The sequence below is a fragment of the Pseudomonas sp. N-1-13 genome, assembly GCF_057787095.1.
Window position 1 is genome coordinate 4,253,045 of the sequence record NZ_JBYNRI010000001.1, and the last position, 24,967, is coordinate 4,278,011.

The 24,967-nt window shown below is 58.8% G+C and carries 23 protein-coding genes; 19 read left to right on the forward strand and 4 right to left on the reverse strand.

Features of this window, described 5'->3' with window-relative positions:
* The first annotated feature begins 73 nt into the window (after positions 1 to 73).
* Complete coding sequence (locus AC3I65_RS19110; RefSeq protein ID WP_488524075.1) at positions 74 to 3,793, forward strand: calcium-binding protein; 3,720 nt, start codon at positions 74 to 76, stop codon at positions 3,791 to 3,793.
* A gap of 266 nt (positions 3,794 to 4,059) precedes the next feature.
* Entirely contained in the window at positions 4,060 to 5,466 is a 1,407-nt protein-coding gene (locus tag AC3I65_RS19115; RefSeq protein ID WP_160893130.1) for a hypothetical protein, read from the forward strand.
* Between the two features lie 97 nt (positions 5,467 to 5,563).
* Here the strand turns inward: AC3I65_RS19115 and uraH are convergent, their stop codons facing one another.
* Positions 5,564 to 5,917, reverse strand: coding sequence for a hydroxyisourate hydrolase (gene uraH / locus AC3I65_RS19120; protein ID WP_139049414.1), 354 nt, complete (start codon positions 5,915 to 5,917; stop codon positions 5,564 to 5,566).
* Between the two features lie 412 nt (positions 5,918 to 6,329).
* Between uraH and puuE the strand changes: the two genes are divergently transcribed.
* The 6 genes from puuE (at position 6,330) to AC3I65_RS19150 (ending at position 12,119) form a co-directional block, all read left to right on the forward strand.
* A complete protein-coding gene (puuE, locus tag AC3I65_RS19125) occupies positions 6,330 to 7,271 on the forward strand; it encodes an allantoinase PuuE (protein WP_076383794.1) in 942 nt (313 codons plus the stop codon).
* Entirely contained in the window at positions 7,268 to 7,783 is a 516-nt protein-coding gene (uraD, locus tag AC3I65_RS19130) for a 2-oxo-4-hydroxy-4-carboxy-5-ureidoimidazoline decarboxylase (protein ID WP_047229635.1), read from the forward strand. Before puuE ends, uraD begins: the two co-directional genes overlap by 4 nt.
* A gap of 67 nt (positions 7,784 to 7,850) precedes the next feature.
* Positions 7,851 to 8,846 carry an allantoicase gene (alc, locus tag AC3I65_RS19135; protein ID WP_488524076.1) on the forward strand — a complete coding sequence of 332 codons (996 nt, stop codon included), beginning with the start codon at positions 7,851 to 7,853 and terminating at the stop codon, positions 8,844 to 8,846.
* Positions 8,847 to 8,967: 121 nt separating this feature from the next.
* On the forward strand, positions 8,968 to 9,471 hold the full coding sequence (locus AC3I65_RS19140) for an ureidoglycolate lyase (protein WP_047229637.1): 504 nt from the start codon (positions 8,968 to 8,970) through the stop codon (positions 9,469 to 9,471).
* Between the two features lie 52 nt (positions 9,472 to 9,523).
* A complete protein-coding gene (locus AC3I65_RS19145; RefSeq protein ID WP_047229638.1) occupies positions 9,524 to 10,825 on the forward strand; it encodes a urate hydroxylase PuuD in 1,302 nt (433 codons plus the stop codon).
* A gap of 508 nt (positions 10,826 to 11,333) precedes the next feature.
* Positions 11,334 to 12,119, forward strand: a complete 786-nt coding sequence (locus AC3I65_RS19150) for an outer membrane protein OmpK (protein WP_047229639.1) — start codon at positions 11,334 to 11,336, stop codon at positions 12,117 to 12,119.
* Positions 12,120 to 12,193: 74 nt separating this feature from the next.
* Here the strand turns inward: AC3I65_RS19150 and AC3I65_RS19155 are convergent, their stop codons facing one another.
* Both AC3I65_RS19155 and AC3I65_RS19160 read right to left on the reverse strand, forming a co-directional pair.
* Positions 12,194 to 13,354: a patatin-like phospholipase family protein gene (locus AC3I65_RS19155; protein ID WP_047229640.1), complete on the reverse strand. Its 1,161-nt coding sequence runs from the start codon at positions 13,352 to 13,354 to the stop codon at positions 12,194 to 12,196.
* A 35-nt stretch (positions 13,355 to 13,389) separates the two neighbouring features.
* Positions 13,390 to 14,322 (reverse strand): lipid A biosynthesis lauroyl acyltransferase, encoded by a 933-nt coding sequence (locus AC3I65_RS19160; RefSeq protein WP_488524077.1) that lies wholly within the window; start codon positions 14,320 to 14,322, stop codon positions 13,390 to 13,392.
* Positions 14,323 to 14,440: 118 nt separating this feature from the next.
* Between AC3I65_RS19160 and minC the strand changes: the two genes are divergently transcribed.
* From minC to AC3I65_RS19190, 6 genes are all read left to right on the forward strand, one after another.
* Complete coding sequence (minC, locus tag AC3I65_RS19165) at positions 14,441 to 15,178, forward strand: septum site-determining protein MinC (protein WP_047229642.1); 738 nt, start codon at positions 14,441 to 14,443, stop codon at positions 15,176 to 15,178.
* A gap of 200 nt (positions 15,179 to 15,378) precedes the next feature.
* Positions 15,379 to 16,191 carry a septum site-determining protein MinD gene (gene minD / locus AC3I65_RS19170; protein ID WP_042728954.1) on the forward strand — a complete coding sequence of 271 codons (813 nt, stop codon included), beginning with the start codon at positions 15,379 to 15,381 and terminating at the stop codon, positions 16,189 to 16,191.
* Positions 16,191 to 16,445 (forward strand): cell division topological specificity factor MinE, encoded by a 255-nt coding sequence (gene minE, locus AC3I65_RS19175; protein WP_003179111.1) that lies wholly within the window; start codon positions 16,191 to 16,193, stop codon positions 16,443 to 16,445. Before minD ends, minE begins: the two co-directional genes overlap by 1 nt.
* A 105-nt stretch (positions 16,446 to 16,550) precedes the next feature.
* Positions 16,551 to 17,186, forward strand: coding sequence for an RluA family pseudouridine synthase (locus AC3I65_RS19180; RefSeq protein ID WP_018612476.1), 636 nt, complete (start codon positions 16,551 to 16,553; stop codon positions 17,184 to 17,186).
* Between the two features lie 207 nt (positions 17,187 to 17,393).
* Positions 17,394 to 18,683 carry a M18 family aminopeptidase gene (locus tag AC3I65_RS19185; RefSeq protein ID WP_047229643.1) on the forward strand — a complete coding sequence of 430 codons (1,290 nt, stop codon included), beginning with the start codon at positions 17,394 to 17,396 and terminating at the stop codon, positions 18,681 to 18,683.
* A gap of 272 nt (positions 18,684 to 18,955) precedes the next feature.
* Positions 18,956 to 19,138, forward strand: a complete 183-nt coding sequence (locus tag AC3I65_RS19190; protein ID WP_047229644.1) for a hypothetical protein — start codon at positions 18,956 to 18,958, stop codon at positions 19,136 to 19,138.
* A gap of 7 nt (positions 19,139 to 19,145) precedes the next feature.
* Here AC3I65_RS19190 and AC3I65_RS19195 read toward each other — a convergent pair whose 3' ends face one another.
* Positions 19,146 to 19,877, reverse strand: a complete 732-nt coding sequence (locus AC3I65_RS19195; RefSeq protein ID WP_047229645.1) for a UTRA domain-containing protein — start codon at positions 19,875 to 19,877, stop codon at positions 19,146 to 19,148.
* 348 nt (positions 19,878 to 20,225) lie between these two features.
* Here AC3I65_RS19195 and AC3I65_RS19200 point away from each other — a divergent pair, with 348 nt between their 5' ends.
* The 5 genes from AC3I65_RS19200 (at position 20,226) to AC3I65_RS19220 (ending at position 24,929) form a co-directional block, all read left to right on the forward strand.
* Positions 20,226 to 21,293, forward strand: coding sequence for an ABC transporter substrate-binding protein (locus AC3I65_RS19200; protein ID WP_047229646.1), 1,068 nt, complete (start codon positions 20,226 to 20,228; stop codon positions 21,291 to 21,293).
* A gap of 214 nt (positions 21,294 to 21,507) precedes the next feature.
* Entirely contained in the window at positions 21,508 to 22,314 is an 807-nt protein-coding gene (locus AC3I65_RS19205; protein WP_488524078.1) for an alkaline phosphatase family protein, read from the forward strand.
* A 5-nt stretch (positions 22,315 to 22,319) separates the two neighbouring features.
* The gene (locus AC3I65_RS19210) at positions 22,320 to 23,156 is read left to right on the forward strand and encodes an ABC transporter permease (RefSeq protein WP_160893164.1); all 837 of its coding nucleotides are present in this window, start codon (positions 22,320 to 22,322) and stop codon (positions 23,154 to 23,156) included.
* Entirely contained in the window at positions 23,143 to 23,943 is an 801-nt protein-coding gene (locus AC3I65_RS19215; RefSeq protein WP_047229649.1) for an ABC transporter permease, read from the forward strand. The genes AC3I65_RS19210 and AC3I65_RS19215 overlap by 14 nt, the downstream gene beginning before the upstream one ends.
* Positions 23,940 to 24,929, forward strand: a complete 990-nt coding sequence (locus tag AC3I65_RS19220) for an ABC transporter ATP-binding protein (RefSeq protein WP_047229650.1) — start codon at positions 23,940 to 23,942, stop codon at positions 24,927 to 24,929. The genes AC3I65_RS19215 and AC3I65_RS19220 overlap by 4 nt, the downstream gene beginning before the upstream one ends.
* Positions 24,930 to 24,967 lie beyond the last annotated feature (38 nt).

The window sequence follows — 24,967 nt, forward strand, 5'->3', positions numbered from 1 at the left end:
ATCGATATACACCCCGCCAGGAAGCATCTTACATATAGGGCCACTCAATCATCGTTGAACAAGGACGTTCACAATGGCCCAGATTTTCCAGCCCGGCCCGGTGCCCGACGACTATGCCGTAGTCATTACCGACTTAGGCGTGCCTACAAATAAGCACACCATCGAAACACTCGATTTCAAGACTGCCGATGGGACGCAGCTGAGTTCGGAGCACAAACATAGACAAGCCCAACTCGAAATCGTCGATAAACTTTACGGCCCGCTGCACATCGGTTCCGTGACTGTCACCCGTTCAGCCCTGGATACGTTAGGCGCAACCACCGATGGACAGCCGCTGAACGGCGACAATACTTTTTTCCGCAGCCTCAATCGTTTTTTCGTGAACTCGTTACAGTTCAACGCAAACAATATTGAAACACGGCTCAAACTGACCGCCGACGCAAACGACTATCGGCTGCCCACGTTGCTGTTTGAAATGGCGAGTCAGCGCTCACCCGCCGCGCCCCCATTATTGAGGCAAACGCCTGAAACACAGGCCGAACCCGCCAGCCATCGGAGAACGCTGGAAAAACTCCTGAAATCGGCCCAAAGGCTCGATATACAAGGGCTTAGCCATGGAACATTCAGTTGGGCAAATACAACCAAGAGCAATATCCTCATCCCTACAGGGCTTGGACTTCAGGCCTTCGGAATCTATAGCGGTCTGCGCGGCCTGCAAGACGCCATCCGTAACAAGGACTCCTACCAGACCATTTTCAATGGGACCAGCGTGGCCGCCGAAGTCGCTTCAATCGGTGTCGAAGCTGCGGTGACCAGACAAGCCTCTCAGATGATCAGGGCCGGCCAACGCTCCCTCGAGGGCTTTGCCAAAACGACCTTTGCCACGCGCCTCGCCCGTGGAAGTGGGCTGATTGCCAGCGTCCTGACACTTCCTTTCGATATCATCGCCGCGGTCGATTCTTTCAAGGCGGCCGCCCACGCCACTGGCAAAGAAGCCACCGACCACTATGTCAGCGCAGCCTTGAGCGTCACCAGCGCAGCGATGACCTTAACCATTGGCATAGCGGCGCTGGCGGGGTTTGGTTCAGCCGGCCCTGTGGGCCTTGCCGCCGGACTTATCCTGGTGGTTGGCTCACAAATCTGGGGCGCGGTTCGTCAAGTCGATGACATCGACGACTACATAGAACTCACCGTACACGAGCGTCTGCGCACTGGTTGGTTGGCCTTCTGGGCAATGGGCCCTGATAAAGATATCCAGGATCGCTACACCATCGCCAAGGCTACCGCCGAACATACAAAGCTGCTGCAGGCCAATGCCTCGCACTTGCTCAAAGGCCCACTGAAAGACAGCACTGAGGCAATCGTAAACGGCACATTCACCGTGGAGCTTGAACCGGTGCCCTACAACACTTGGAACTGGTGGACCGGTGCCAGGTACCGGGCGACAACAGTCCGTCCGAGGATCAAAGACAGCGACGACCGGCTCGATGCGCGTAAAGGCGTTACGGCTCAGACGCCCGGCGCAGTCATTGAAACGTCGGCCGAACATCATAAAGCTATCCATTGGTACATCGGCGGCGGCAACGACACCGTGGAAGGCGTCGAAAACAAGCCAAACGTCTTTCACTACGGGGCGGGCGTTAAAAAACTGACCGGGGGCACAAAAGACGACGTGTTTATCTTTGAAGGCTCCACGGAAACCCTCAGTGAAACGTCAGCAAATAACCTGGTAGGTGGCTTGGGCAACGACACCCTGGTGTTGTCGGGCCGTAGCAGCAGTCATCAGGAGCCGCGTCTGGGTTACCAGGTCGACCTGGACGCCGGGCAAGTGTCCATCATCACTCAAAAAAGTCATGACACGCAGAGCAAGCATCATCGCCATGCGGACCTTGAAAGCATTGAAAACGTAGAAATTCCCGAGGGTGGTGCCAACATCATCAAGGGGACAGCCGGCCCAAACATCATCAAGTCCCGCGGCAACGATTCAATCGATGCCGGCGCGGGAGATGACCGAATTTTCATTCTCAATGGAAATAACCGCAACGCAGACGGCGGACCAGGTGAGGATATCTATGCCATCGCTCATAAACCCGGCCACGTTTCCATCACCGAAGATGGTGTGGACAACAGCGTCATCGCGCTGGACTGGAGAGCTGACCTGATTGAAAGCTGGCGAATTGAAGACGGTCATCTGGTCATTACTTCATGCTTTGATGCAAGCGACCGGGAGTTTCGCAAAGTCACCATCAGGGAAGTCTATGAAGACTCTGCTTTTCCAAGAGCCTTACAAAACAACAGACTGACGTTCATCACCCAGGATGGCTACCATTTGGTACCCGACCTGCCCGATACGATCGAATCCAGCAGCCCGCTCGACATTGAAACAGTTGTGGTGCAGCCAGGCACACCCCGCAACCCGGCTATCCTGCCTGATCGAAGCGAGCAGCCGATCAGCCATGACAAAGACACCAGCTACTATGTTTCACATCTCAATGAACTGACCACACTCAAGGTCAAACAAAAAAGCGAATTTTCCACCACCCTTCATCTTAACTACGCCAACGCCGAGCTGACCCGTATCGAGGCCTACTACAAGGCTCATGTAACTCAGAAAGATGAAGGGGACAGCATCAAATATGGCGAATGTGGCCTGACCTTGCACTTTGGTGTTCGCCAAGTCGTATTGAAAAATCTGGCAAGTTCCGATGAGCGCTATAGCGCGCAAAACGCGAAGACCGGTCGGCGTGCATTTTCCGCCCTCGGTTCGCATCATACTTTTATCCTCACCCTGAACGACGGCTCGTCGTACCGTATGGTCCAACCCTCGCCCGACTATGGCCTGTTGCTGGACGAAACATTCATAGGGAAAGATCCGGTGGAATGGAAAACAGACGTTCCATTGCCATTGACGCCTACCAAAAAGAAGTACGCCTATCTACAACCCTTGGACAAAAAACCTTATTACATGCGCAGTTGGGCAACCTGCGCCCTGCTGACATCGCCCACGGAACAAACGGGTATCGAAGTCCTGATTGGCGAAGGCGCCACCTACCTGGTTCACCTGAGCCCGAACATGACGTTACGCCTGTCCACGCCAGGTGCATTGGCCGGCGCCAATCCTCGGTTACCCCGTGCCTCCCTATGGGAGTTGGATGCCACGCGCCTGGGCCAAGTCGAGATAAAACTGTCCTCCAACCTGCTGCAAATAGGTGGAACGACCATCCATCTTCCCGTCTATGAAGCTGAAGACCTTGTCGACCCGATACGAGTCATCACTGCACAAGGCGTTGTTCATGCTGTCGACAGCCTGTTTGAGCGGGTTTATGTAGAAGCGCTTGATGGCCGGTATTTTGCCCCGCTCACCGACCCCAACATCCCATTGCCCAGCGAACTGTCGAGCCTGACATCCGAAGAACTGAAGGTTCTTCACGTTGCTGTCAAAGATGGGTCTCCCGGCACACTGAGCTACAACCTCAGAACCCGTAAATGGATCCTTGACACCGATAAGTCCCGAGTCATTGAGGCGGCGAACCTGAGAAAAACAGACCTGTGTGACCACGCCCTCAAGATCTATCAGGATCTGGCCCGCGAGGGGCTCAATCAGACGCCGCCCCTGGGTGATGACACACTTCGTCTGTTGCGGGAAAAATGCGTGGAGCTGATAGAAGGCTTCACTTTGGACAACTCAGTGATGTTTGCGCGGGCGTTAGCGCTGAGCGCGGTCTTCGGCATAAGGCTCTCGCAATTGAGCTGGTTCCTCTCATTGGCTGAGGCGTCTCCCGAACCTACCTGACCTTGAAGAACGTCTTCGACGGTTTCTTTCACACGCCATACATATGTAGTGCACCTGTCTGCTGGTTTTCCACGAACATCCTGGAACCCAGGGCCTGTCAGCCTCCGGCTCTACGACAGGCCATTAGCTTGATACCTACTTGAATCATCAATATTCAAACTCAAGAGCAGACATTTTCAATGAGTCCAAGACGAAACACCCGACCCACGCTTACAAAGTCGTCCCCTGATACGCCTCACTCCAGTCGCGATACGTCACTGGACACAATGCTCGGCAATCCCCTGAGAGGCGCAGAAACCGATCAGGCGTCCGGCTCGCCAACCGGACGCCAAACTGAAGCGACTGAATCGCAGCGCCCAACCGTTCAGGTATCCGAAATCGCATCCGCGACAGCCATCAGTGATGGCTCCCTGTCGGTATCGCTGGACAATTATTACCTTTCACCCGAGCTGGTGCCCCTGTTATCGGAGCCGGACGCAACCTCTGGGATCCGCACGTTCAAGACACGCACCTACGTTGAGCTTGCAGAGGGAGGGACGGTGCTGCTTGGACGCGATTCCGAACAGAACTACAGAGCCCGATCAGGCACTGAACTTGTTGCCTCCGGACCACGCCTGGAACAAGTGGAGGGCAGCCTTCTATGGCGTCCAACTGCGCACCGCGACGTGACGCACCACAGTGATTCCAATCTCCCGCCTACACGGGCATTCAGGAAAAACTGGGGGGTTGACCCAAGATTCACGCTGTCCGAATTGATCACCATAAACAATGTTCACTATAAGGTGGTGACACGTACCGACGCGCGAGAATCCCCTATCACCTACATTCAGTCACCCGCTCATCCCATCTATGATTTTGACTTGCTGGAAGCCACCCTCAGGCATGTGCCTGACGAGCAACCCCGAGGCGCAATACAAGTTCCGCCGGACAACCATTGGGAAATTGACGCCAGGTTACCCTTTGAAAAACCACTGACCGCTTACGTCAGGGATTTTTTTCCAGAAGTCACGACCATCACCCTGGAAAATATCGCAAGAAGGCAATTTGAACTCAGCAATGACTCGCCGTTCGCCGACTCTGCGGGTTTGACCGCACTCCGGCAGATTTACAGCAGTTGGGAAAACGCGACCCACTCGCCACATCCGCAATGGTCCGATCCACTCTTGATGCTTCCGATTCTTCCAACCTCTTCGGCGTCCCGAGGCGCTGCCCGCTCGATAGCCTTGCCTAACCCCTCCTCAACAGGAATATTGAATCGGTTGGATTTTGATCCCTTGCGGTTCCAGCGACAGTGGCTTCTTTATCTGACGTCGTACTCGCCAGTGGAATTCAAACGCTTTATGGCCGCCCTTCTGACGCGTAATGGCTATACAGTCATTGAGCCCAACTCTTTCAACAGTTTTCCCGCTTTGGTATTTCGCCGCACAGGGCATGACTATGTATTTTTCATGAGCCTGCACCGCACCAGAATTCCGAAGATTTCCCTACCCATGTATATGGATCCCAAGACAGCCGAGCTGCGCCTGGAAACCCAGGTTGGCGGAGTCGCTGCGAAAGCCGTCAACGATGCCCACAGTGCCAATAAAATCATCTGGCTCAAGGGCGGTACTGAAATCCGTCCCGGCGTTGCAGACACGATTTTTATCATCCGGGATGACAATTCCAGGCTGTAAATACACGGCTCAAAAAAAAGCCCGCAGTGTGAGCGGGCGAAAAACCAAAGAAGCTACATGCGCAGTCGCTTCCAGGACAAGGCAACTGCTTGGGGGATCAGCTGCCTCGATACGTTGAGTAGGCGTAGGGCGAAATCAGCAGGGGCACGTGGTAATGCTCCTGCTCGGCCGAAATGCCGAAGCGCAGCACCACCACATCCAGGAACGCCGGCTCGGACAGCTGGACGCCACGGGCACGGTAGTAATCGCCGGCATGGAATTGAATCTGATAGACGCCGCTACGGTAGTCATCCCCTTGCAACAACGGTGCATCGCAACGGCCGTCGCTGTTGGTCAGCGCGCTGGCGACCAATTGCAGTTGCGTACCTTCGACGCGGTACAGCTCGACTTTGATCGAGCTGCCCGGGCAGCCGTGCGCGGCATCCAAAACGTGAGTAGTCAAACGTCCCATTGATTGTGCGCGCCTCGCTGCAAGCAGTTCGGCCCGACGCCTCCTGAATCAGTTGAAAGACAGGCCGCACCGTTTCGGAGCACGAAACGCTGCGGCGATGAGCGAATTAAGACACTTTAAATGAAAATTGTACACAATAAAAAACAGAAATTTATCGCCTGCCATATTCGAGAAGGGTTCAGACCCGATCAGTAATAAAACCAACAGACACACAGGATTGTCATACCTTAGCTGACCAAATGGGCAGGTTTCTTGCAGTGTAGACACGCCAGAGGCAGCAGTGAAAAATGCAAAAAATCAGGCTTACAAAGTGCGCATAAAGTTGTATACAATCAACCCATCGCTGTGACGCCAGCCTGTGATTCATCGCCCAGGCGCCACCTACATGGTTCGAACAAGAAGGAAAACTGCAGTGAGCGCTGACTACCCACGCGACCTGATCGGTTACGGCAGTAACCCTCCCCACCCTCAGTGGCCGGGCAACGCCCGCATCGCCCTGTCCTTCGTGCTCAACTACGAGGAAGGCGGCGAGCGTAACGTGCTGCATGGCGACAAGGAGTCCGAAGCGTTTCTCTCGGAAATGGTTTCGGCGCAACCGCTGCAGGGCGAGCGCAACATGAGCATGGAATCGCTCTACGAATATGGCAGCCGCGCCGGTGTCTGGCGGATCCTCAAGCTGTTCAAGGAATTCGATATTCCGCTGACGATCTTCGCGGTAGCCATGGCTGCCCAGCGCCACCCGGACGTGATCCGTGCCATGGTCGCCGCCGGTCACGAGATCTGCAGCCATGGCTATCGCTGGATCGACTATCAATACATGGATGAAGCCCAGGAACGCGAGCACATGCTCGAAGCGATCCGCATCCTCACCGAAATCACCGGCGAACGTCCGTTGGGCTGGTACACCGGCCGCACAGGCCCCAACACCCGCCGGCTGGTCATGGAAGAAGGTGGTTTTCTCTATGACAGCGACACCTACGACGACGACCTGCCCTACTGGGAACCGAACACCCCCACCGGCAAGCCGCACCTGGTGATTCCGTACACCCTGGACACCAACGACATGCGCTTCACCCAGGTCCAGGGTTTCAACAAGGGCGACGATTTTTTCCAATACCTCAAGGATGCCTTCGACGTGCTGTATGCCGAAGGCAGCGAGGCGCCGAAGATGCTTTCCATCGGCCTGCACTGCCGCCTGATCGGCCGGCCTGCCCGTCTCGCGGCCCTCAAGCGGTTTCTTGAATACGCCAAGGGTCATGAGCAGGTCTGGTTCAGCCGTCGCGTCGACATCGCCCGCCACTGGCAGCAGACCCACCCACATCCGGGCGCTTTGAAATCAGGGGCTTCGAAATGACCGCATTCCAGACCCTCAAGCCTTCGACCTTGAGCCGCGAAGCGTTCGTCAAAGCCTTCGCCGACATCTACGAACATTCGCCGTGGGTGGCCGAAAAGGCTTTCGACCTGGGCCAGGACCCATCGATCGACCAGATCGAAACCCTGCACCAGCGCATGAGCGACATCCTGCTGTGCGCCGATCACGCCAGCCAACTGGCGCTGATCAACGCACACCCGGACCTGGCCGGTAAAGCCGCCGTCCAGGGCCAACTGACCGAGGCCAGCACCAACGAACAGGCTGGCGCCGGTATTCACCAATGCTCGAGCGATGAGTTCCAACGCTTCACCGAGCTGAACGAGGCCTACAAAGCCAAGTTCAAGTTTCCCTTCATCATGGCGGTAAAAGGCAGCAACCGGCATCAGATCCTCGCGGCGTTCGAAACGCGCATTCACCACTCGGCAGATACCGAGTTCAAATGCGCGCTGGCAGAGATCAACAAGATCGCGTTGTTCCGATTACTGACTCTTTAGCAAGCAGCCCTGAGGCCCAGGCCCCTGCAAGCATCCCCAGCCAACTTATTAAAGGCAGACAAGAAGAATGAAAGCTTACGCCGTACCCTTCGAGAAGTTCGTCAACCTGGCCGACGCCCGCCTGGGCACCAAGATCATTTCGGTCACCGATGACTGGTTCGCCGACGCCAACCGTCTGTTCCAGCCGACTCCGGCCGTATGGAAGGAGGGCGTGTTCGATGACAACGGCAAGTGGATGGACGGCTGGGAGTCGCGCCGCAAGCGCTTCGAAGGCTACGACAGCGCGGTGATCCGCCTGGGCGTGCCGGGTTCGATCAAAGGCGTGGACATCGACACTTCATTCTTCACCGGTAACTACCCGCCGTCGGCGTCCCTGGAAGCCTGCTTCCTCGCCTCGGGCGAGCCAGACGAACATACCCAATGGACTGAAGTGCTGTCGGCCGTCGAGCTGCAAGGCGACAGCCACCACTACCATGAAATCAGCAATGACCAGGCCTTCAGCCACCTGCGCTTCAACATCTACCCCGATGGTGGCGTGGCCCGCCTGCGGGTCTACGGCATTCCGTACCGCGACTGGTCGGCCGTGGGCGACAATGAACAGATCGACCTCGCAGCGGCCCTCAACGGTGGTCGCGCCCTGGCCTGTTCCGACGAACACTTCGGTCGCATGAGCAACATCCTCAACCCCGGTCGCGGGGTGAACATGGGCGACGGCTGGGAAACCGCCCGTCGTCGTACCCCGGGCAATGACTGGGTGATCGTCGCCCTAGGCCATGCCGGTGAGGTCGAGAAAGTCATCGTCGACACCCTGCACTTCAAGGGCAACTACCCGGACAGCTGCTCGATCCAGGGCGCATTCGTCAAGGGCGGCACCGACAGCCAGATCGAAACCCAGTCGCTGTTCTGGCGCGAATTACTGCCCAGCCAGAAACTGGAGATGCACGCCGAACACACCTTCGCCGAGCAGATCAAGGCGTTGGGGCCGATCACCCACATCCGTCTGAATGTGTTTCCGGATGGTGGGGTGAGTCGCCTGCGGGTGCTTGGCAAGGTGTCGAAATAAGAGTGAACCCGAATCGCGAGCAAGCTCGCTCCCACATTTGAAATGCATTCCCCTGTGGGAGCGAGCTTGCTCGCGATGGCGGCACAACAAACAACACAGAATTCAAGGTAAGAAGACCAGCATGCGCACACTCAAGATCGAACCGTTGACCAAAGAAGCCTTCGCCCCGTTCGGTGACGTGATCGAAACCGACGGCAGCGATCACTTCATGATCAACAATGGTTCGACCATGCGCTTCCATCGCCTGGCGACGGTTGAAACCGCCGAGCCGGACGACAAGGCGATCATCAGCATCTTCCGCGCCGAGGCGCTGGAGATGCCGTTGACCGTACGCATGCTGGAGCGCCATCCGCTGGGCAGCCAGGCTTTCATCGGGCTGCTCGGCAACCCCTTTCTGATCGTGGTCGCGCCACTTGGCGATGTACCTGTATCAGGCTTGGTCCGCGCCTTCGTCACCAACGGCAGGCAGGGCATTAATTACCATCGCGGCGTCTGGCACCACCCGGTGCTGACGATCGAAAAGCGGGATGACTTCCTGGTGGTTGATCGCAGTGGCACAGGCAATAACTGCGATGAGCATTTTTTCAAAGAGGATGAGTTGTTGATCCTCGCCCCCCACCAATAAGAGAAGCGTCCGATCACGCGAAAACAAGCGTGACGGGCGAGAGGTAAAGACTGTGGAAGCACATATGCTGGAATGGCTGAACCTGAGCGTGCGCTGGGTTCATATGATCACTGGCGTGGCCTGGATCGGCGCGTCGTTCTACTTCGTCTGGCTGGAAAACAACCTCAATCGCGTCAACCCTAAAAGCGGTCTGGCCGGTGATTTGTGGGCCATCCACGGTGGCGGCATCTACCACCTGGAAAAATACAAACTCGCGCCGCCGTCCATGCCGGACAACCTGCACTGGTTCAAATGGGAAGCCTACTTCACCTGGATGTCGGGCGTCGCCCTGCTGTGCCTGGTGTTCTATTGGAACCCGACCCTGTACCTGTTGGCACCGGGCAGCAGCCTGAGCGGGCTCGAAGGTGTCGCCCTGGGCATCGGCTCGTTGTTCGTCGGCTGGTTCGTGTATTCCTTTCTCTGCGACTCGGCCCTGGGAAAACGTCCTGCCCTGCTCGGCCTGATCCTGTTCGTGCTGCTGATCGCCGCGGCCTACGGGTTCAGCAAGGTGTTCAGCGGTCGCGGTGCCTACCTGCATGTCGGGGCGGTCATCGGGACGATCATGGTCGGCAACGTGTTCCGCATCATCATGCCGGCCCAACGCGCGCTGGTGGCGGCCATTGCCGAGAACCGCACGCCGGATCCGGCGCTGCCGGCCAAGGGCCTGCTGCGCTCGCGCCACAACAACTACTTCACCCTGCCGGTGCTGTTCATCATGATCAGCAACCATTTCCCGAGCACTTATGGCAGCCAGTACAACTGGTTGATCCTGGCTGGGATCGCCGTGGCGGCGGTGTTGGTGCGGCACTATTTCAATACCCGTCACGACAGCAACAAGTATGCCTGGACGCTGCCGGTCGGCGCTCTGGCGATGATCTGCCTGGCTTATGTCACGGGTCCAAAACCCATGACCACAGCGCCGGAAGTCGCCAAAACCCCTGGTGTGATCGAGTACCAACCGTTGCCGGAAACGGCGGTGGGCGGCGGCGCAAAACCGGCGACGGCAGCGGCCGCACCGGCATCGACGCCGGCCCAGACCGCCAATGCCCAGGGCCCCTCGTTCGAGAAGGTCCACAGCGTGATTCAGGAGCGCTGCTCGGTCTGCCATTCGGCAAAACCCACCAGCCCGTTGTTCAGCGCCGCGCCGGGCGGGGTGATGTTCGATACCCCGCAGCAGATCCAGCAACAAGCCGCGCGCATCCAGGCCCAGGCCGTGGCCACGCAGATCATGCCCCTGGGCAATATCACCCAGATGACCCAACAGGAACGCGACCTGATCGGCGCGTGGATCAGCCAGGGGGCGCGGACCAACTGAGTCCCGCCGACATCAAACCTGACATCACCCGCTACACGTAATACCGCTGACAGGCAGACCGGCACATGACCGGTCGCCCGTCAGCGACTGCCTGCGCCTCAACAATAAAAACAAGAGGAAAGCACCAGATGACCCAGCCCCGCCATCACGCCCCAAATTCGCCACGAATGCGCCGTTGCAGGGCACTTGAGCCCATGAATGCAGGGCCGTATCCTGCGCGGCCGTTTGAGTCCGGTGCCGCGTAAAACCAGCGGATCCCTGACCGATACGCCAACTATTGCAGTGTTGGCAGATATCGGCTTGCGCTGAACACACTTTTTCGAGCGCTTCAAACCACTGAACAAGCCATTTTTCCGATTTATCCCGGTCTTGGCTCAGCTCTTGCTGTCAGCGCTTGCCACAAACAAAAAGCTGACCGAACGGATGGTTTTTCCGTAGAAAAAAGCGCCACACCAGAGCGCTGATCTTAAAAAAAATGCAGTACCACTTACCTTTGGGAGCAAACCGAATGAAACATACGTGCACCAGCCTGATACTTGCGGGATCTTTGCTGACCGCTGGCCAAGCGATGGCCGACGACCTGTTCCAATGGCAGAACAACAGCCTGACCTACCTCTATGGCAAGGATTTCCAGGTCAACCCGCGCATCCAGCAAACCGTGACCTTCGAGCACGCCGATGCCTGGAAATACGGCGACAACTTCTTCTTCCTCGACCGGATTTTCTACAACGGCCAGGACGACAGCAATTCCGGCCCGAACACCTACTACGGTGAGTTCAGCCCACGCCTGTCGTTCGGCAAAATCTTCGACCAGAAGCTGGAACTGGGTCCGATCAAAGATGTGTTGCTGGCCATGACCTATGAGTTCGGTGAAGGTGACAACGAGTCATACCTGATCGGTCCGGGCTTCGACCTGGCGATTCCCGGTTTCGATTACTTCCAGTTGAATTTCTACAACCGCCAGACCGAAGGTCCGCGCGCTGGCGACAACGTCTGGCAGATTACACCGACCTGGGCCTACACCCTCCCGGTGGGCTCATCCGACATCCTGATCGACGGCTTCATCGACTGGGTGGTGGACAACGACAGCAACTCCAAAGGCACCTACCACGCCAACCTGCACATCAACCCGCAGATCAAGTATGACTTGGGCAAGGCACTGAAGCTGGGCGCCAAACAGTTGTATGTGGGTGTGGAATACGACTACTGGAAGAACAAATACGGGATCGAAGACAGCGAAGGCTTCAAGACCAATCAGAGCAATACCAGCTTCTTGCTGAAGTATCATTTCTGATCCACATCGATCCTCGATGCTCAGGGAATCTTGTGGGAGCGAGCCTGCTCGCGATGGCGCTGGAGGCTACTGCATCACCCCGCCGTCACCCGCAAGAACCGGCTTAACTCCTCGCGCTGGGCCAACGCATCCTGGCGTCCCAGCTCGATCAGTTCACTGCAATAGCCCGCTTCGAACAGCAGATAACTCAGCACCCCGGCGCCGCTGGTCTTGGTCGCGCCCGGCCCGCGCAGGAACATGCGCAGCGCGCGGGGCAATTCCAGGCGATGGCGGGCGGCGATTTCGTCGATCGGCTGGCTCGGCGAAATCACCAACACTTCCACCGGCGCCGCGCCCAGCGCATGAGCCGGCACGTCATCGGGCAGCAGATGACTGAAGCCATTCAGACGCTCCAGCAGCTCAATGTCGCTTTCCAGGCTGTCAATGAACGTACTGTTGAGCATGTGGCCACCGATCTGCGCCAGCGTCGGTTGCTGGCCGGTGTAACTGCGCTGCAACGGCTCTGGCGAACCAAGTCCACGCGGATTGCCGCTGACGCCGATGACCAGCACGCGATTGGCCCCCAGGTGCAGGGCCGGGCTGATGGGAGCCGATTGACGCACCGCGCCGTCGCCGAAATATTCCGGGCCGATCCTGACCGGCGCGAATAGCAGGGGGATCGCCGAACTGGCAAGCAGGTGTTCCACCGACAACTGGGTCGGCACGCCGATGCGCCGGTGCCGCAGCCAGGATTCGATGGTGCCGCGGCCCTGGTAGAAGGTCACGGCCTGGCCGGACTCATAACCGAACGCAGTCACCGCCACGGCCCGCAGTTGCTGCTGCGCGATCGCCTGTTCGATGCCCGAGGCGTGGAATTGAGACTGGAGAAGTTCACGCAACGGCGAACTGTCGATCAGCGCCACTGGTAACCGGGCGCCCAGGCCTAGCAGGCTGTGGCTGATAAAACGTGTCGCCTGGGCAATCACGCCCCACCAGTCGCTGCGCATCACCTGATGGCTGCGCACCGCTTGCCAGAAGGCAGTCAGGCGCTCGATGGCCGTTTTGAAGTCCATCGCCCCGCTGGCCAGGCTGACCGCGTTGATTGCCCCGGCCGAGGTGCCGACAATCACCGGGAACGGGTTATCCGCCCCGTCCGGCAACAGTTCGGCAATCGCGGCCAATACCCCCACTTGATACGCTGCCCGAGCCCCGCCGCCGGAAAGAATCAAACCTGTCACCGGTTCAAGTGGGGTCATCGCAACGCTCCGTGTTCATTAAGTGGACTACAGGCTTAACCGCGTTTGTCATACAGCTTCGGCTCGCCCGGCGGACGACTCTTGAAGCGCCGGTGAGCCCAGAGGTATTGCTCGGGGCATCTGCTGACCGACTGCTCCACCCATCGATTGATACGGATGCAATCGGCCTCTTCGCTCTCCCCTGGAAAATCTTCCAGCGGCGCCTGGATCACCAAACGGTAACCCCTGCCATCAGCCAGGCGTTCCTGGATGAATGGCACCACCCGTGCCTTGCCCAGGCGAGCGAACTTGCTGGTGGCCGTGACCGTCGCGGCCTGGATGCCGAACAGTGGCACGAAGACGCTTTGCTTGGCGCCGTAGTCCTGGTCCGGCGCATACCAGATCGCCCGCCCCGCCCGTAGCAGCTTGAGCATGCCACGCACGTCGTCGCGTTCCACCGCCAGGGAATCAAGATTGTGCCGCTCGCGCCCGCGACGCTGGATGTAGTCAAACAGCGGGTTCTTGTGCTCGCGGTACATGCCGTCGATGGTGTGCTGCTGGCCGAGCAATGCCGCGCCGATTTCCAGCGTGGTGAAGTGCAGCGCCATCAGGATCACCCCTTTGCCCTCGCGCTGGGCCTGCTTGAGATGCTCCAGCCCTTCGACATGGGCCAGCTTCGCCAAGCGCGAGCGCGACCACCACCAACTCATGGCCATTTCGAAGAAGGCGATACCGGTGGAGGCAAAATTTTCCTTGAGCAGGCGCTTGCGCTCGGCAGCGGACTTTTCAGGAAAACACAGTTCCAGATTGCGCTGGGCGATGCGCCGTCTGTCGCCGGCCACACGATACATCAGCGCACCCAATACACGACCGGCGCGCAGCAGCAGCGGATAGGGCAGCTGAACGATCAGCCACAACAGCCCCAGACCGCACCACAGCAGCCAGAAACGCGGATGAAAAAATGCAGCTCGAAAACGCGGGCGATCCATTACAGCTTCCATAAAGACATGGGCCGCGCATTCTACATCGTTCGACCCGGCTTGCGGCCCGGGGACGATCTCGTTATAAGTCTCGGCACTTTTAGTGACAAGCCGTTGTACGCCGACCATGAGCCAAACCGAATCGCTAGACCAAGATCCCGTGTTCCAGCTGAAGGGCAGCATGCTCGCCATTACGGTGCTGGAGCTGGCCCGCAACGACCTGGAGAGCCTTGACCGGCAGTTGGCGGCAAAAGTCGCCCAGGCCCCGAATTTCTTCAGCAATGCCCCGTTGGTGCTGGCGCTGGACAAACTGCCGGCCGGCGAAGGTGCCGTGGATCTGCCGGGCCTGATGCGGGTTTGTCGCCAGCACGGCCTGCGCACCCTGGCGATCCGGGCCAGCCGTATCGAAGACATCGCCGCCGCCATCGCCGTGGACATTCCGGTGCTGCCGCCCTCCGGCGCCCGGGAACGGGTGCTGGAACTGAGCCCGGTCGAGACCAGGAAAAAGCCGGAAAAGCCACCAGAACCGACCATCAAGCCGACCCGAGTCATCACCTCTCCGGTACGTGGCGGGCAGCAGATCTATGCCCAGGGTGGCGATCTGGTCGTGGTGTCCTCGGTCAGCCCGGGCGCGGAACTTCTGGCCGATGGCAACATCCATGTATACGGCCCGATGCGTGGCCGTGCCCTGGCCGGTGTCAAGGGCGATACGAAAGCCAGGATTTTCTGTCAGCAGTTGAGCGCTGAACTGGTCTCTATCGCCGGGCAGTACAAGGTTTCCGAGGATCTGCGTCGCGACCCGCTGTGGGGGGCCGGTGTCCAGGTCAGCCTGTCGGGCGACGTGTTGAACATCATTCGGCTTTAACGGATACTGCCGCATTTTCCAAGCATCTCTAAAACGTAGCGAAAACGGCTTAAACGACGTAGGAAAAAGGATAAGGCAGTGTTTACCGGAGGTAGACCCCGTCCCGCATCCGATTCCATCCAAGCCTGTCCAATTGCAGCAGTTTCAAGAGATGTTTTTCAGGGGCTGAAAAAGTCCTTTTTCCTTAGGGGTGAAACACCTTGGCCAAGATTCTCGTGGTTACATCCGGCAAGGGTGGTGTGGGTAAGACCACCACCAGCGCCGCTATCGGTACCGGCCTCGCTCTGCGCGGCCACAAAACAGTCATCGTCGACTTCGACGTCGGCCTGCGTAACCTGGACCTGATCATGGGTTGCGAGCGTCGCGTGGTCTATGACTTCGTCAACGTGGTCAACGGTGAAGCGAACCTGCAGCAAGCCCTGATCAAGGACAAGCGCCTTGAGAATCTGTACGTGCTGGCCGCCAGCCAGACCCGCGACAAAGACGCGCTGACCCAGGAAGGCGTGGAAAAAGTGCTGATGCAGCTCAAGGAAGACTTTGAGTTCGTGGTGTGCGACTCCCCGGCCGGTATCGAGAAAGGTGCCCACCTGGCGATGTACTTCGCTGACGAAGCGATCGTCGTGACCAACCCGGAAGTCTCGTCGGTACGCGACTCCGATCGCATGCTCGGCCTGCTGGCGAGCAAATCCCGTCGCGCCGAGAACGGCGAAGAGCCGATCAAGGAACACCTGCTGCTGACCCGCTACAACCCGCAACGGGTCAGCGATGGCGAAATGCTGGGCGTCGAAGACGTCAAGGAAATCCTCGCTGTTACCCTGCTGGGTGTGATTCCTGAATCCCAAGCGGTACTCAAGGCCTCCAACTCGGGTGTGCCGGTGATTCTCGACGATCAGAGCGACGCCGGTCAGGCGTACAGCGATGCGGTCGATCGCCTGCTGGGCAAAACCGTAGAGCATCGATTCCTCGATGTAACGAAGAAAGGTTTCTTCGAGCGCCTGTTTGGAGGTAGGTAATGAATCTTTTTGACTTCTTTCGTGCCAACAAAAAGCCAAGTACCGCCTCGGTCGCGAAAGAGCGTCTACAGATCATCGTGGCGCACGAGCGCGGCCAGCGCAGTACCCCTGATTATCTGCCAGCCTTGCAGAAAGAACTGGTGGAAGTGATCCGCAAGTACGTCAACATCGGGTCCGATGATGTGCATGTGGCGCTGGAAAGCCAGGGCAGTTGCTCGATTCTGGAACTCAATATCACCCTGCCGGATCGCTGATCGATCCTGCAGGTGCCCACGGCGGCTCCGGGTCCCAAAGTCCTTCCCACAGGGTTAGGAAAAAGGGCCCGAGCCGCCGTTGGCGTTTGTTACGAGACTGTTTGAATGCCCCTGTCCAACATCCGCATCATCCATCAGGACGCCGCCGTCCTGGTGGTCGACAAGCCGACCCTGCTGCTGTCCGTGCCCGGCCGGGCCGACGACAACAAAGACTGCCTGATCACCCGCCTGCAGGAAAACGGCTATCCGGAAGCGCGAATCGTGCACCGGCTGGACTGGGAAACCTCTGGCATCATCCTGCTGGCCCGGGATCCGGACACCCATCGCGAACTGTCTCGGCAGTTTCATGACCGGGAAACCGAAAAGGCCTACACAGCATTGTGCTGGGGCCAACCGGAGCTGGACAGCGGCAGCATCGACCTGCCCCTGCGCTACGACCCGCCGACCAAACCGCGCCACGTGGTGGATCATGAGCAGGGCAAGCACGCCCTGACCTTCTGGCGCGTGCTGGAGCGTTGCGGCGACTGGTGCCGGGTCGAACTGACGCCCATTACCGGACGCTCGCACCAGTTGCGCGTGCACATGCTGTCCATTGGTCATCCGCTCCTGGGCGACGGCCTCTACGCCCACCCTCAGGCCCTCGCTGCGTGGCCACGGCTGTGCCTGCACGCCAGCATGCTCAGCTTCACCCACCCGCAAAGCGGCGAACGCCTGCGCTTCGAGTGCCCGGCGCCGTTCTGAGGCATCGCGTCGCCCCCATCGCGGGCAGGCTCGCTCCCACATTGGATTGCAGGCTTACACAAGTTTTGTGTTCACCCTGAGTCCCCTGTGGGAGCGAGCCTGCTCGCGAAGGGGACGGCACATTCAACGCGTATATCAATCACTGGCCACCCTCCTCATCGCCCCCCAATACGGTAAACTCCCGCGCATTGCTGTCTGGAGTTATTTATGCGCGAAGAGTTGAACCAAGGCCTGATCGACTTTCTCAAGGCCTCCCCCACCCCGTTCCACGCCACCGCCAGCCTTGCCCAACGTCTGGAGGCAGAGGGTTATCAGCGTCTTGACGAACGCGAGACCTGGGCCACCGAGGCCAACGGTCGTTACTACGTCACGCGCAACGACTCTTCAATCATCGCTTTCAAGCTGGGCCGCAACTCACCGCTGCACGACGGCATCCGCCTGGTTGGCGCCCACACCGACAGCCCCTGCCTGCGGGTCAAGCCCCAGCCGGAACTGCAACGCCACGGGTTCTGGCAACTGGGCGTGGAAGTTTATGGTGGTGCGCTGCTGGCGCCGTGGTTTGACCGCGATTTGTCCCTGGCCGGGCGCGTGACCTTCCGCCGCGATGGCAAGGTCGAAAGCCAGCTGATCGATTTCAAGGCGCCGATCGCCACGATTCCGAACCTGGCCATCCACCTCAATCGCGAAGCCAACCAGGGCTGGGCGATCAACCCACAGAATGAGCTGCCACCGATTCTCGCCCAGTTCGCCGGTGACGAGCGCGTCGACTTCCGCGCCGTGCTCACCGATCAACTGGCCCGCGAACACGGCCTGAATGCGGACGTGGTGCTCGATTACGAGCTGAGTTTCTACGACACCCAAAGCGCCGCGCTCATCGGCCTGCATGGCGATTTCATTGCCGGCGCGCGCCTGGACAATCTGCTGTCGTGCTACGCCGGCCTGCAAGCCTTGTTGAACGCCGACACCGAAGAGACCTGCGTGCTGGTGTGCAACGACCACGAGGAAGTCGGCTCTTGCTCGGCCTGTGGCGCCGACGGTCCGATGCTGGAACAAACCCTGCGTCGTTTGCTGCCTGAAGGTGAAGAGTTCGTACGGACCATCCAGAAATCCCTGCTGGTTTCCGCGGACAACGCCCACGGCGTGCACCCCAACTACGCCGACAAACACGACGCCAACCACGGCCCGAAACTCAATGCCGGGCCCGTGATCAAGGTCAACACCAACCAGCGCTACGCCACCAACAGCGAAACCGCCGGGTTCTTCCGTCACCTGTGCATGGCCGAGGAAGTACCGGTGCAGAGCTTCGTGGTGCGCAGCGACATGGGCTGCGGCTCGACCATCGGCCCGATCACCGCCAGTCAGTTGGGTGTACGCACGGTGGACATCGGTTTGCCGACCTTCGCCATGCACTCGATCCGCGAGCTGTGCGGCAGTCATGACCTGGCGCACCTGGTGAAAGTGTTGAGCGCGTTTTATGCCTGTCGTGAGTTGCCGTAACCACAGCAGCACCTGTTTGAACCGGGAAATGCTTACCCCTGTGGCGAGGGGATTTATCCCCGTAGGGCTGCAGAGCAGCCCTTTGCCCAGTCACCGCAATACTTCACATGTCAGTAACGGCCCAAGTGCGTCTGCTGCGCAGCCGAGCGGGGATAAATCCCCTCGCCACAACAGTGCTCGCCTCCGGATTGGGGGGAGCCATGACATACATCATCACACCCCGGCAAAACCCAAACTAGACTGACCTTATCCCCTCCGACAAGGCCGTCGCCATGATTCCGATGTCTGCGTTCAATGCCATGCTGGTGCCCATCATCGCCGGCATGATCCTGCTGGCCATCGGCTTCAACTTCCGAGACAAGAACGTCGGGGTGTTTGCCATGTGGATCGGCATGTTGTTGATCCTCGCCACGGTGGTGTTCAGGATCCTGGCCAAACTCAACGAGTCGATCTGACCTCACCTCAGGCAGCCGACGGTTGTTCCGGCACGTCCACCCCCACGTGAATCGCATCGTGACGCCAGAACTCCAGGTCACAATCGATCAACCGCTGATGCTGGTCATAATTGACCCGGGCAATCCGCAAGCCAGGGCTGCCAACCGAGACTTTCAACGCCGCCGCCGCTTCAGGCTGTAGCGAGGTCGGCACAATCTCGAACTTCACCCGGCCGTAGTGCAAGTCGTAATGACGGGCGTACAACTCGGTGATGGACTGATTGAGGTCGAATTCGAGGATGTCCGGGAAGTACTGCGGGTTCAGGTAGTGCTCGACATACAGCACCAGCCGCTCATCGATACGCCGCACGCGGCAGATCTGGATCACACTGGACAGTGCTGGCAATTGCAACCAGGCACACACTGCTGCCGAAGCCGGCTGCAGACGGGCCGAAATCACTTGAGTGGAAGGCACTCGCCCTTGGGCAGTCACCATGGCGTGGAAATGGCTGCGCTGCATCAGGTTATAGGCCAGGCGTGGCGGCGAGACGAACCAGCCACGGCGCTCCTCGCGATAGATCTGCCCCTGGGCTTCGAGCTGCAACAGCGCTTCGCGCACGGTGATGCGTGTAGTGCCGAACAACTCACTGAGCTTGCGCTCGGCCGGCAACTTGCTACCGGGCGCCAGCAAGCCGTGGTCGAGTTGCTCCTGCAGGACTTGCCCGATGGTTGTCACCGCCTTGGTTGTCTCGATGCGCATCAACGTTACCTATCTGGACTAGACCAGCACTCTTTCGGGGCGAAATCGATGGAACATCCATCCGTTTCTCATGCTTGCAAGCCTAGGCACTGCACATGACTGGTAGATGACAGAACCGCCGAACGGTTCATTGCCATCCTGCAAGTTAGCGGCCAAGTCCTTGCAGATCAGCCGGTTAACCATGGTCTACGCTTAGTTGGCAGCCACTTTGCCCCAGCCTGGCACATGCCGGCATCTCCTGCACCGACATCAAAATGTCACAGGGCTCGCCTACATTGGCTCAGGTATTGCTGACCTAGACCAACACAACCGCAATCGCAGCGTTGAAAACGCCCATAGGAGCTTCGGATGAAACAGTTTTTCCTGGCATCACTGTTAGGCTCGACCATTGCCATGTGCACTGTTGCCATGGCCGCTGACACCGATTTGAAAACACTGGAAGCCGCTGCGAAAGCGGAAGGCACCGTGAACAGCGTCGGCATGCCCGATGACTGGGCGAACTGGAAAGCCACCTGGGATGACCTGGCCAAAATCTATGGCTTGAAACACATCGACACCGACATGAGCTCGGCCCAGGAAATCGCCAAGTTCGCCGCCGAGAAAGACAACGCCAGCGCCGATATCGGTGACGTCGGCGCAGCTTTCGGCCCGATCGCGGTCAAGCAAGGCGTGGTTCAACCCTACAAGCCGAGCACCTGGGAACAGGTTCCGGACTGGGCCAAGGACAAGGACGGCAACTGGGCCCTGGCCTACACCGGCACCATTGCTTTCATCGTCAACAAGAAGCTGTTGCACGGCTCCGAAGTGCCAACCAAATGGGCCGACCTGAAAACCGGCAAATACAAGGTTTCCATTGGTGACGTGAGCACCGCCGCCCAAGCCGCCAACGGTGTGCTGGCAGCGGCCCTGGCCAATGGCGGCAACGAGAAAAACGTTCAACCGGCCTTGTTGATGTTCGCCGAGATCGCCAAGCAAGGGCGTCTGTCCATGGCCAACCCGACCATCGCCACCATGGAGAAAGGTGAAGTCGAGGTCGGCGTGGTCTGGGACTTCAACGGCCTGAGCTACAAGGCCAAGATGGCCAACCCGGATGATTACGTCGTACTGATTCCATCCGACGGCTCGGTCATCTCCGGCTACACCACCATCATCAATAAATACGCCAAGCACCCGAACGCCGCCAAACTGGCTCGCGAGTACATTTTCAGCGATGCCGGCCAGATCAACCTGGCCAAGGGCAACGCCCGTCCGATCCGCGCCGAGCACCTGACCTTGCCTGAAGAGGTCAAGGCCAAGTTGCTGCCCAACGAACAGTACAAAGGCGTGACCCCGATCAAGGATGCGGATGCGTGGGAAAAAACCTCCAAGACACTGCCGCAGAAGTGGCAGGAAGAAGTGATCATCAATATGGAGTGAGGCAATAGCTCCCGCTCGGAAATCCACTGGAGATCCAATTGTGGGAGCGAGCACTGTGGGAGCAAAGCTTGCTCGCGATGAACGATGACACGGTCTTGCAGTTGAACCGTGTCGCCTTCATCGCGAGCAAGCTCGGCTCCCACAGAAGCTGGCTTCCACATCAGGCCCCTGGTGAATCCGAGTTTCCTGGTATCTGTCCGGAGTCCCGCTACCCATGAAGCACAACGTCATCCTGGTGGTGCTCGACGGCCTCAACTACGAGGTCGCCCGGCATGCCATGGGGCATTTGCAGGCCTATGTCGACGCAGGACGCGCGGCGCTCTACACATTGGAATGTGAACTGCCCGCCCTGTCCCGTCCGCTCTATGAATGCATTCTGACCGGCGTCGTGCCCCTCGACAGCGGGATCGTGCACAACAATGTCTCGCGCCTGTCGAACCAGCGCAGCATCTTCCACTACGCCACCGCAGGCGGCTTGAGTACGGCAGCCGCGGCCTATCACTGGGTCAGCGAGCTCTACAACGCTTCGCCGTTCGTGGCCGGTCGCGATCGTCATACCGACAACCCCGAGCTGCCGATTCAATACGGGCATTTCTACTGGAATGACCACTACCCCGACTCTCATCTGTTTGCCGACGCCGAACACCTGCGTCAGCGCTACCTGCCGAATTTTTTGCTGGTGCATCCCATGAACATCGACGATGCCGGCCACAAGCACGGCCTCGACACCCCGCAATACCGCAACAGCGCCCGCTCGGCCGACATCAACCTGGCGGTTTACCTGCAAGCCTGGCTCGACGCCGGATACCAGGTGCTGGTGACATCCGACCACGGTATGAACAACGACCGCTCCCACAACGGCCTGCTGGCTGAAGAACGGGAAGTGCCACTGTTTGTGCTGGGCAACGGCTTCAGCCTCAACCCCGACGCCGCACCCCGACAGACCGAACTGTGCGGCACCATTTGCCAGTTGCTCGGCGTTGCCCACGACAAACCCTATTGCCAGGAGTTGCTCAAGTGAATGCCATGACGCGCGGCAAATGGCTGGCAGCGTTGTGCCTGGTGCCCTTCGCGATTTTCTTCATCGTGTTCCAGATCGCGCCGCTGCTTTGGGTGCTGGTCAACAGCCTGGAATCGGAAGAGTTCGGCTGGGGCCTGGCCAATTTCAGCAAGATTTTCAGTTCGAAGTTCTACCGCCAAGCGATCCAGCACAGCCTGGAAATCAGTTTCTGGTCCAGCGTGTTCGGCATCATCATCGCCGTGCTCGGCAGCTATTCCCTGCGTCGGGTCGATTCGCGCCTGCGCAACTTCGTCAACGCCTTCGCCAACATGACCAGCAACTTCGCCGGCGTGCCCCTGGCCTTCGCCTTCATCATTTTGCTGGGGTTCAACGGCAGCATCACGATCATGCTCAAACAGGCGGGGATCATCGAAGATTTCAACCTGTACTCGAAAACCGGGCTGATCATCCTCTACACCTACTTCCAGATTCCCCTGGGCGTACTGCTGCTCTACCCGGCCTTCGACGCGCTGCGCGAGGACTGGCGCGAATCCGCTGCGCTGCTGGGCGCCAACGGCTGGCAGTTCTGGCGGCACATCGGCTTGCCGGTGCTGACCCCGGCGCTGCTGGGCACGTTCGTGATCCTGCTGGCCAATGCGCTCGGTGCCTACGCCACGGTGTATGCGCTAACCACCGGCAACTTCAACGTCCTGCCGATTCGCATCGCCGCCATGGTCTCCGGGGACATTTCCCTTGACCCGAACATGGCCAGCGCCCTGGCCGTGGTGCTGGTGGCGCTGATGACCCTGGTGACCGTCGTCCATCAGTTGCTGCTCAAGAGGAGCTACCATGTCTCGCGCTGAATCGAGCTCTGCCGGGCTCTATCATCGGCTGGTGGTGTATTTGCTGTTCGCCATCCTGCTGTTGCCCCTGGCCGGCACGCTGATCTACTCCATCGCCAGCAGTTGGTCGGCCACCGTGCTGCCCAGCGGTTTCACCTTCAAGTGGTACGTGCAGCTGTGGAGCGATCCGCGTTTTCTCAACGCCTTCGGTCAATCGCTGATCGTCTGCGTCGGGGCGCTGGTGCTGTCCGTGGTGCTGATCCTGCCCCTGCTGTTTGTGGTGCATTACCACTTTCCAAAGCTCGACGCACTGATGAACATCCTCATCCTGCTGCCCTTCGCGGTGCCGCCGGTGGTGTCTTCAGTGGGGCTGTTGCAACTCTACGGTTCCGGGCCGCTGGCGATGGTTGGCACGCCGTGGATCCTGATCGGTTGCTACTTCACCGTTGCCCTGCCATTCATGTATCGGGCGATCACCAACAACCTGCAAGCCATCAACCTGCGCGACCTCATGGACGCCGCCCAACTGCTAGGCGCCAGCACGTTCCAGGCGGCTTTGCTGGTGGTACTGCCGAACTTGCGCAAGGGCTTGATGGTGGCGTTGCTGCTGTCTTTCTCGTTTCTGTTCGGTGAGTTCGTGTTTGCCAACATTCTCGTCGGCACTCGCTATGAAACCCTGCAGGTGTACCTGAACAACATGCGCAACAGCAGCGGTCACTTCACCAGTGCGCTGGTGATTTCCTACTTCTTCTTCGTACTGGTCCTGACCTGGGCGGCCAACATCTTGAACAAGGACAAAAGCCAATGAGCTACGTCAGCGTCCAACACCTGCAAAAAAGCTATGCCGGCACACCGGTGTTCAGCGACATCAATTGCGAAATCCACAAGGGCGAGTTCGTCACCCTCCTCGGCCCTTCCGGCTGCGGCAAGTCCACACTGCTGCGCTGCATTGCCGGCCTGACCGCGGTGGATGCCGGGCAGATCCTTCTGGACGGACAGGACATCGTCCCGCTGAGCCCGCAGAAACGCGGGATCGGCATGGTGTTCCAGAGCTACGCCTTGTTTCCCAACATGACCGTGGAACAGAACGTCGCTTTCGGCCTGCGCATGCAAAAGGTTGCGACCGAGGACAGCCGCCAACGGGTACTGGAGATTTTGCGGCTGGTGGAGCTGCACGACTTCGCCGCTCGCTACCCCCATCAACTTTCCGGCGGCCAATGCCAGCGCGTGGCCCTGGCCCGCTCCCTGGTGACCCGCCCGCGCCTGTTGCTGCTGGACGAGCCGCTGTCGGCCCTGGATGCACGGATTCGTAAACATTTACGCGAGCAGATCCGACAGATACAACGCGAACTGGGCCTGACCACGATCTTCGTCACACACGATCAGGAAGAAGCGCTGACCATGTCCGACCGGATTTTCCTGATGAACCAGGGAAAGATCGTACAAAGCGGCGATGCCGAAACCCTTTACACTGCGCCGGTCGATGTCTTTGCCGCCGGCTTCATCGGCAACTACAACCTGCTGGACGCCGACAGCGCCAGCAAACTGCTGCAACGGCCAGTGACCGGTCGCATCGCCATTCGCCCGGAGGCCATTGAACTGAGCCGCAGCGGCGAGCCCGATGCCCTGATCCGCAGCCACAGCCTGCTGGGCAACGTGATCCGCTACCGGGTCGAGGCTCGCGGCGTAGAGCTGGTGGTCGACGTGCTCAATCGTTCCGCCGCCGATTTGCACCCCGATGGCACACGACTGTCACTTTCCATCGATTCGACGGCGCTGTGTGAGGTAGCCTGATGGCTTTATTGATTTTGAAGTTGATTTTGAAAAGGGAA

What these genes read in the sequence shown, in the direction of transcription:
- AC3I65_RS19205 (WP_488524078.1), top strand. Translation starts at nt 21,508, where the DNA reads ATGAAGCACAACGTCATCCTGGTGGTGCTCGACGGCCTCAACTACGAG.
- AC3I65_RS19110 (WP_488524075.1), top strand. Translation starts at nt 74, where the DNA reads ATGGCCCAGATTTTCCAGCCCGGCCCGGTGCCCGACGACTATGCCGTA.
- alc (WP_488524076.1), top strand. Translation starts at nt 7,851, where the DNA reads ATGAAAGCTTACGCCGTACCCTTCGAGAAGTTCGTCAACCTGGCCGAC.
- AC3I65_RS19195 (WP_047229645.1), bottom strand. Translation starts at nt 19,877, where the DNA reads ATGCGCATCGAGACAACCAAGGCGGTGACAACCATCGGGCAAGTCCTG.
- AC3I65_RS19210 (WP_160893164.1), top strand. Translation starts at nt 22,320, where the DNA reads ATGACGCGCGGCAAATGGCTGGCAGCGTTGTGCCTGGTGCCCTTCGCG.
- AC3I65_RS19140 (WP_047229637.1), top strand. Translation starts at nt 8,968, where the DNA reads ATGCGCACACTCAAGATCGAACCGTTGACCAAAGAAGCCTTCGCCCCG.
- AC3I65_RS19190 (WP_047229644.1), top strand. Translation starts at nt 18,956, where the DNA reads ATGATTCCGATGTCTGCGTTCAATGCCATGCTGGTGCCCATCATCGCC.
- AC3I65_RS19115 (WP_160893130.1), top strand. Translation starts at nt 4,060, where the DNA reads ATGCTCGGCAATCCCCTGAGAGGCGCAGAAACCGATCAGGCGTCCGGC.
- uraH (WP_139049414.1), bottom strand. Translation starts at nt 5,917, where the DNA reads ATGGGACGTTTGACTACTCACGTTTTGGATGCCGCGCACGGCTGCCCG.
- AC3I65_RS19200 (WP_047229646.1), top strand. Translation starts at nt 20,226, where the DNA reads ATGAAACAGTTTTTCCTGGCATCACTGTTAGGCTCGACCATTGCCATG.
- uraD (WP_047229635.1), top strand. Translation starts at nt 7,268, where the DNA reads ATGACCGCATTCCAGACCCTCAAGCCTTCGACCTTGAGCCGCGAAGCG.
- AC3I65_RS19160 (WP_488524077.1), bottom strand. Translation starts at nt 14,322, where the DNA reads ATGGATCGCCCGCGTTTTCGAGCTGCATTTTTTCATCCGCGTTTCTGG.
- AC3I65_RS19220 (WP_047229650.1), top strand. Translation starts at nt 23,940, where the DNA reads ATGAGCTACGTCAGCGTCCAACACCTGCAAAAAAGCTATGCCGGCACA.
- minE (WP_003179111.1), top strand. Translation starts at nt 16,191, where the DNA reads ATGAATCTTTTTGACTTCTTTCGTGCCAACAAAAAGCCAAGTACCGCC.
- AC3I65_RS19180 (WP_018612476.1), top strand. Translation starts at nt 16,551, where the DNA reads ATGCCCCTGTCCAACATCCGCATCATCCATCAGGACGCCGCCGTCCTG.
- AC3I65_RS19150 (WP_047229639.1), top strand. Translation starts at nt 11,334, where the DNA reads ATGAAACATACGTGCACCAGCCTGATACTTGCGGGATCTTTGCTGACC.
- AC3I65_RS19185 (WP_047229643.1), top strand. Translation starts at nt 17,394, where the DNA reads ATGCGCGAAGAGTTGAACCAAGGCCTGATCGACTTTCTCAAGGCCTCC.
- AC3I65_RS19155 (WP_047229640.1), bottom strand. Translation starts at nt 13,354, where the DNA reads ATGACCCCACTTGAACCGGTGACAGGTTTGATTCTTTCCGGCGGCGGG.
- AC3I65_RS19215 (WP_047229649.1), top strand. Translation starts at nt 23,143, where the DNA reads ATGTCTCGCGCTGAATCGAGCTCTGCCGGGCTCTATCATCGGCTGGTG.
- minC (WP_047229642.1), top strand. Translation starts at nt 14,441, where the DNA reads ATGAGCCAAACCGAATCGCTAGACCAAGATCCCGTGTTCCAGCTGAAG.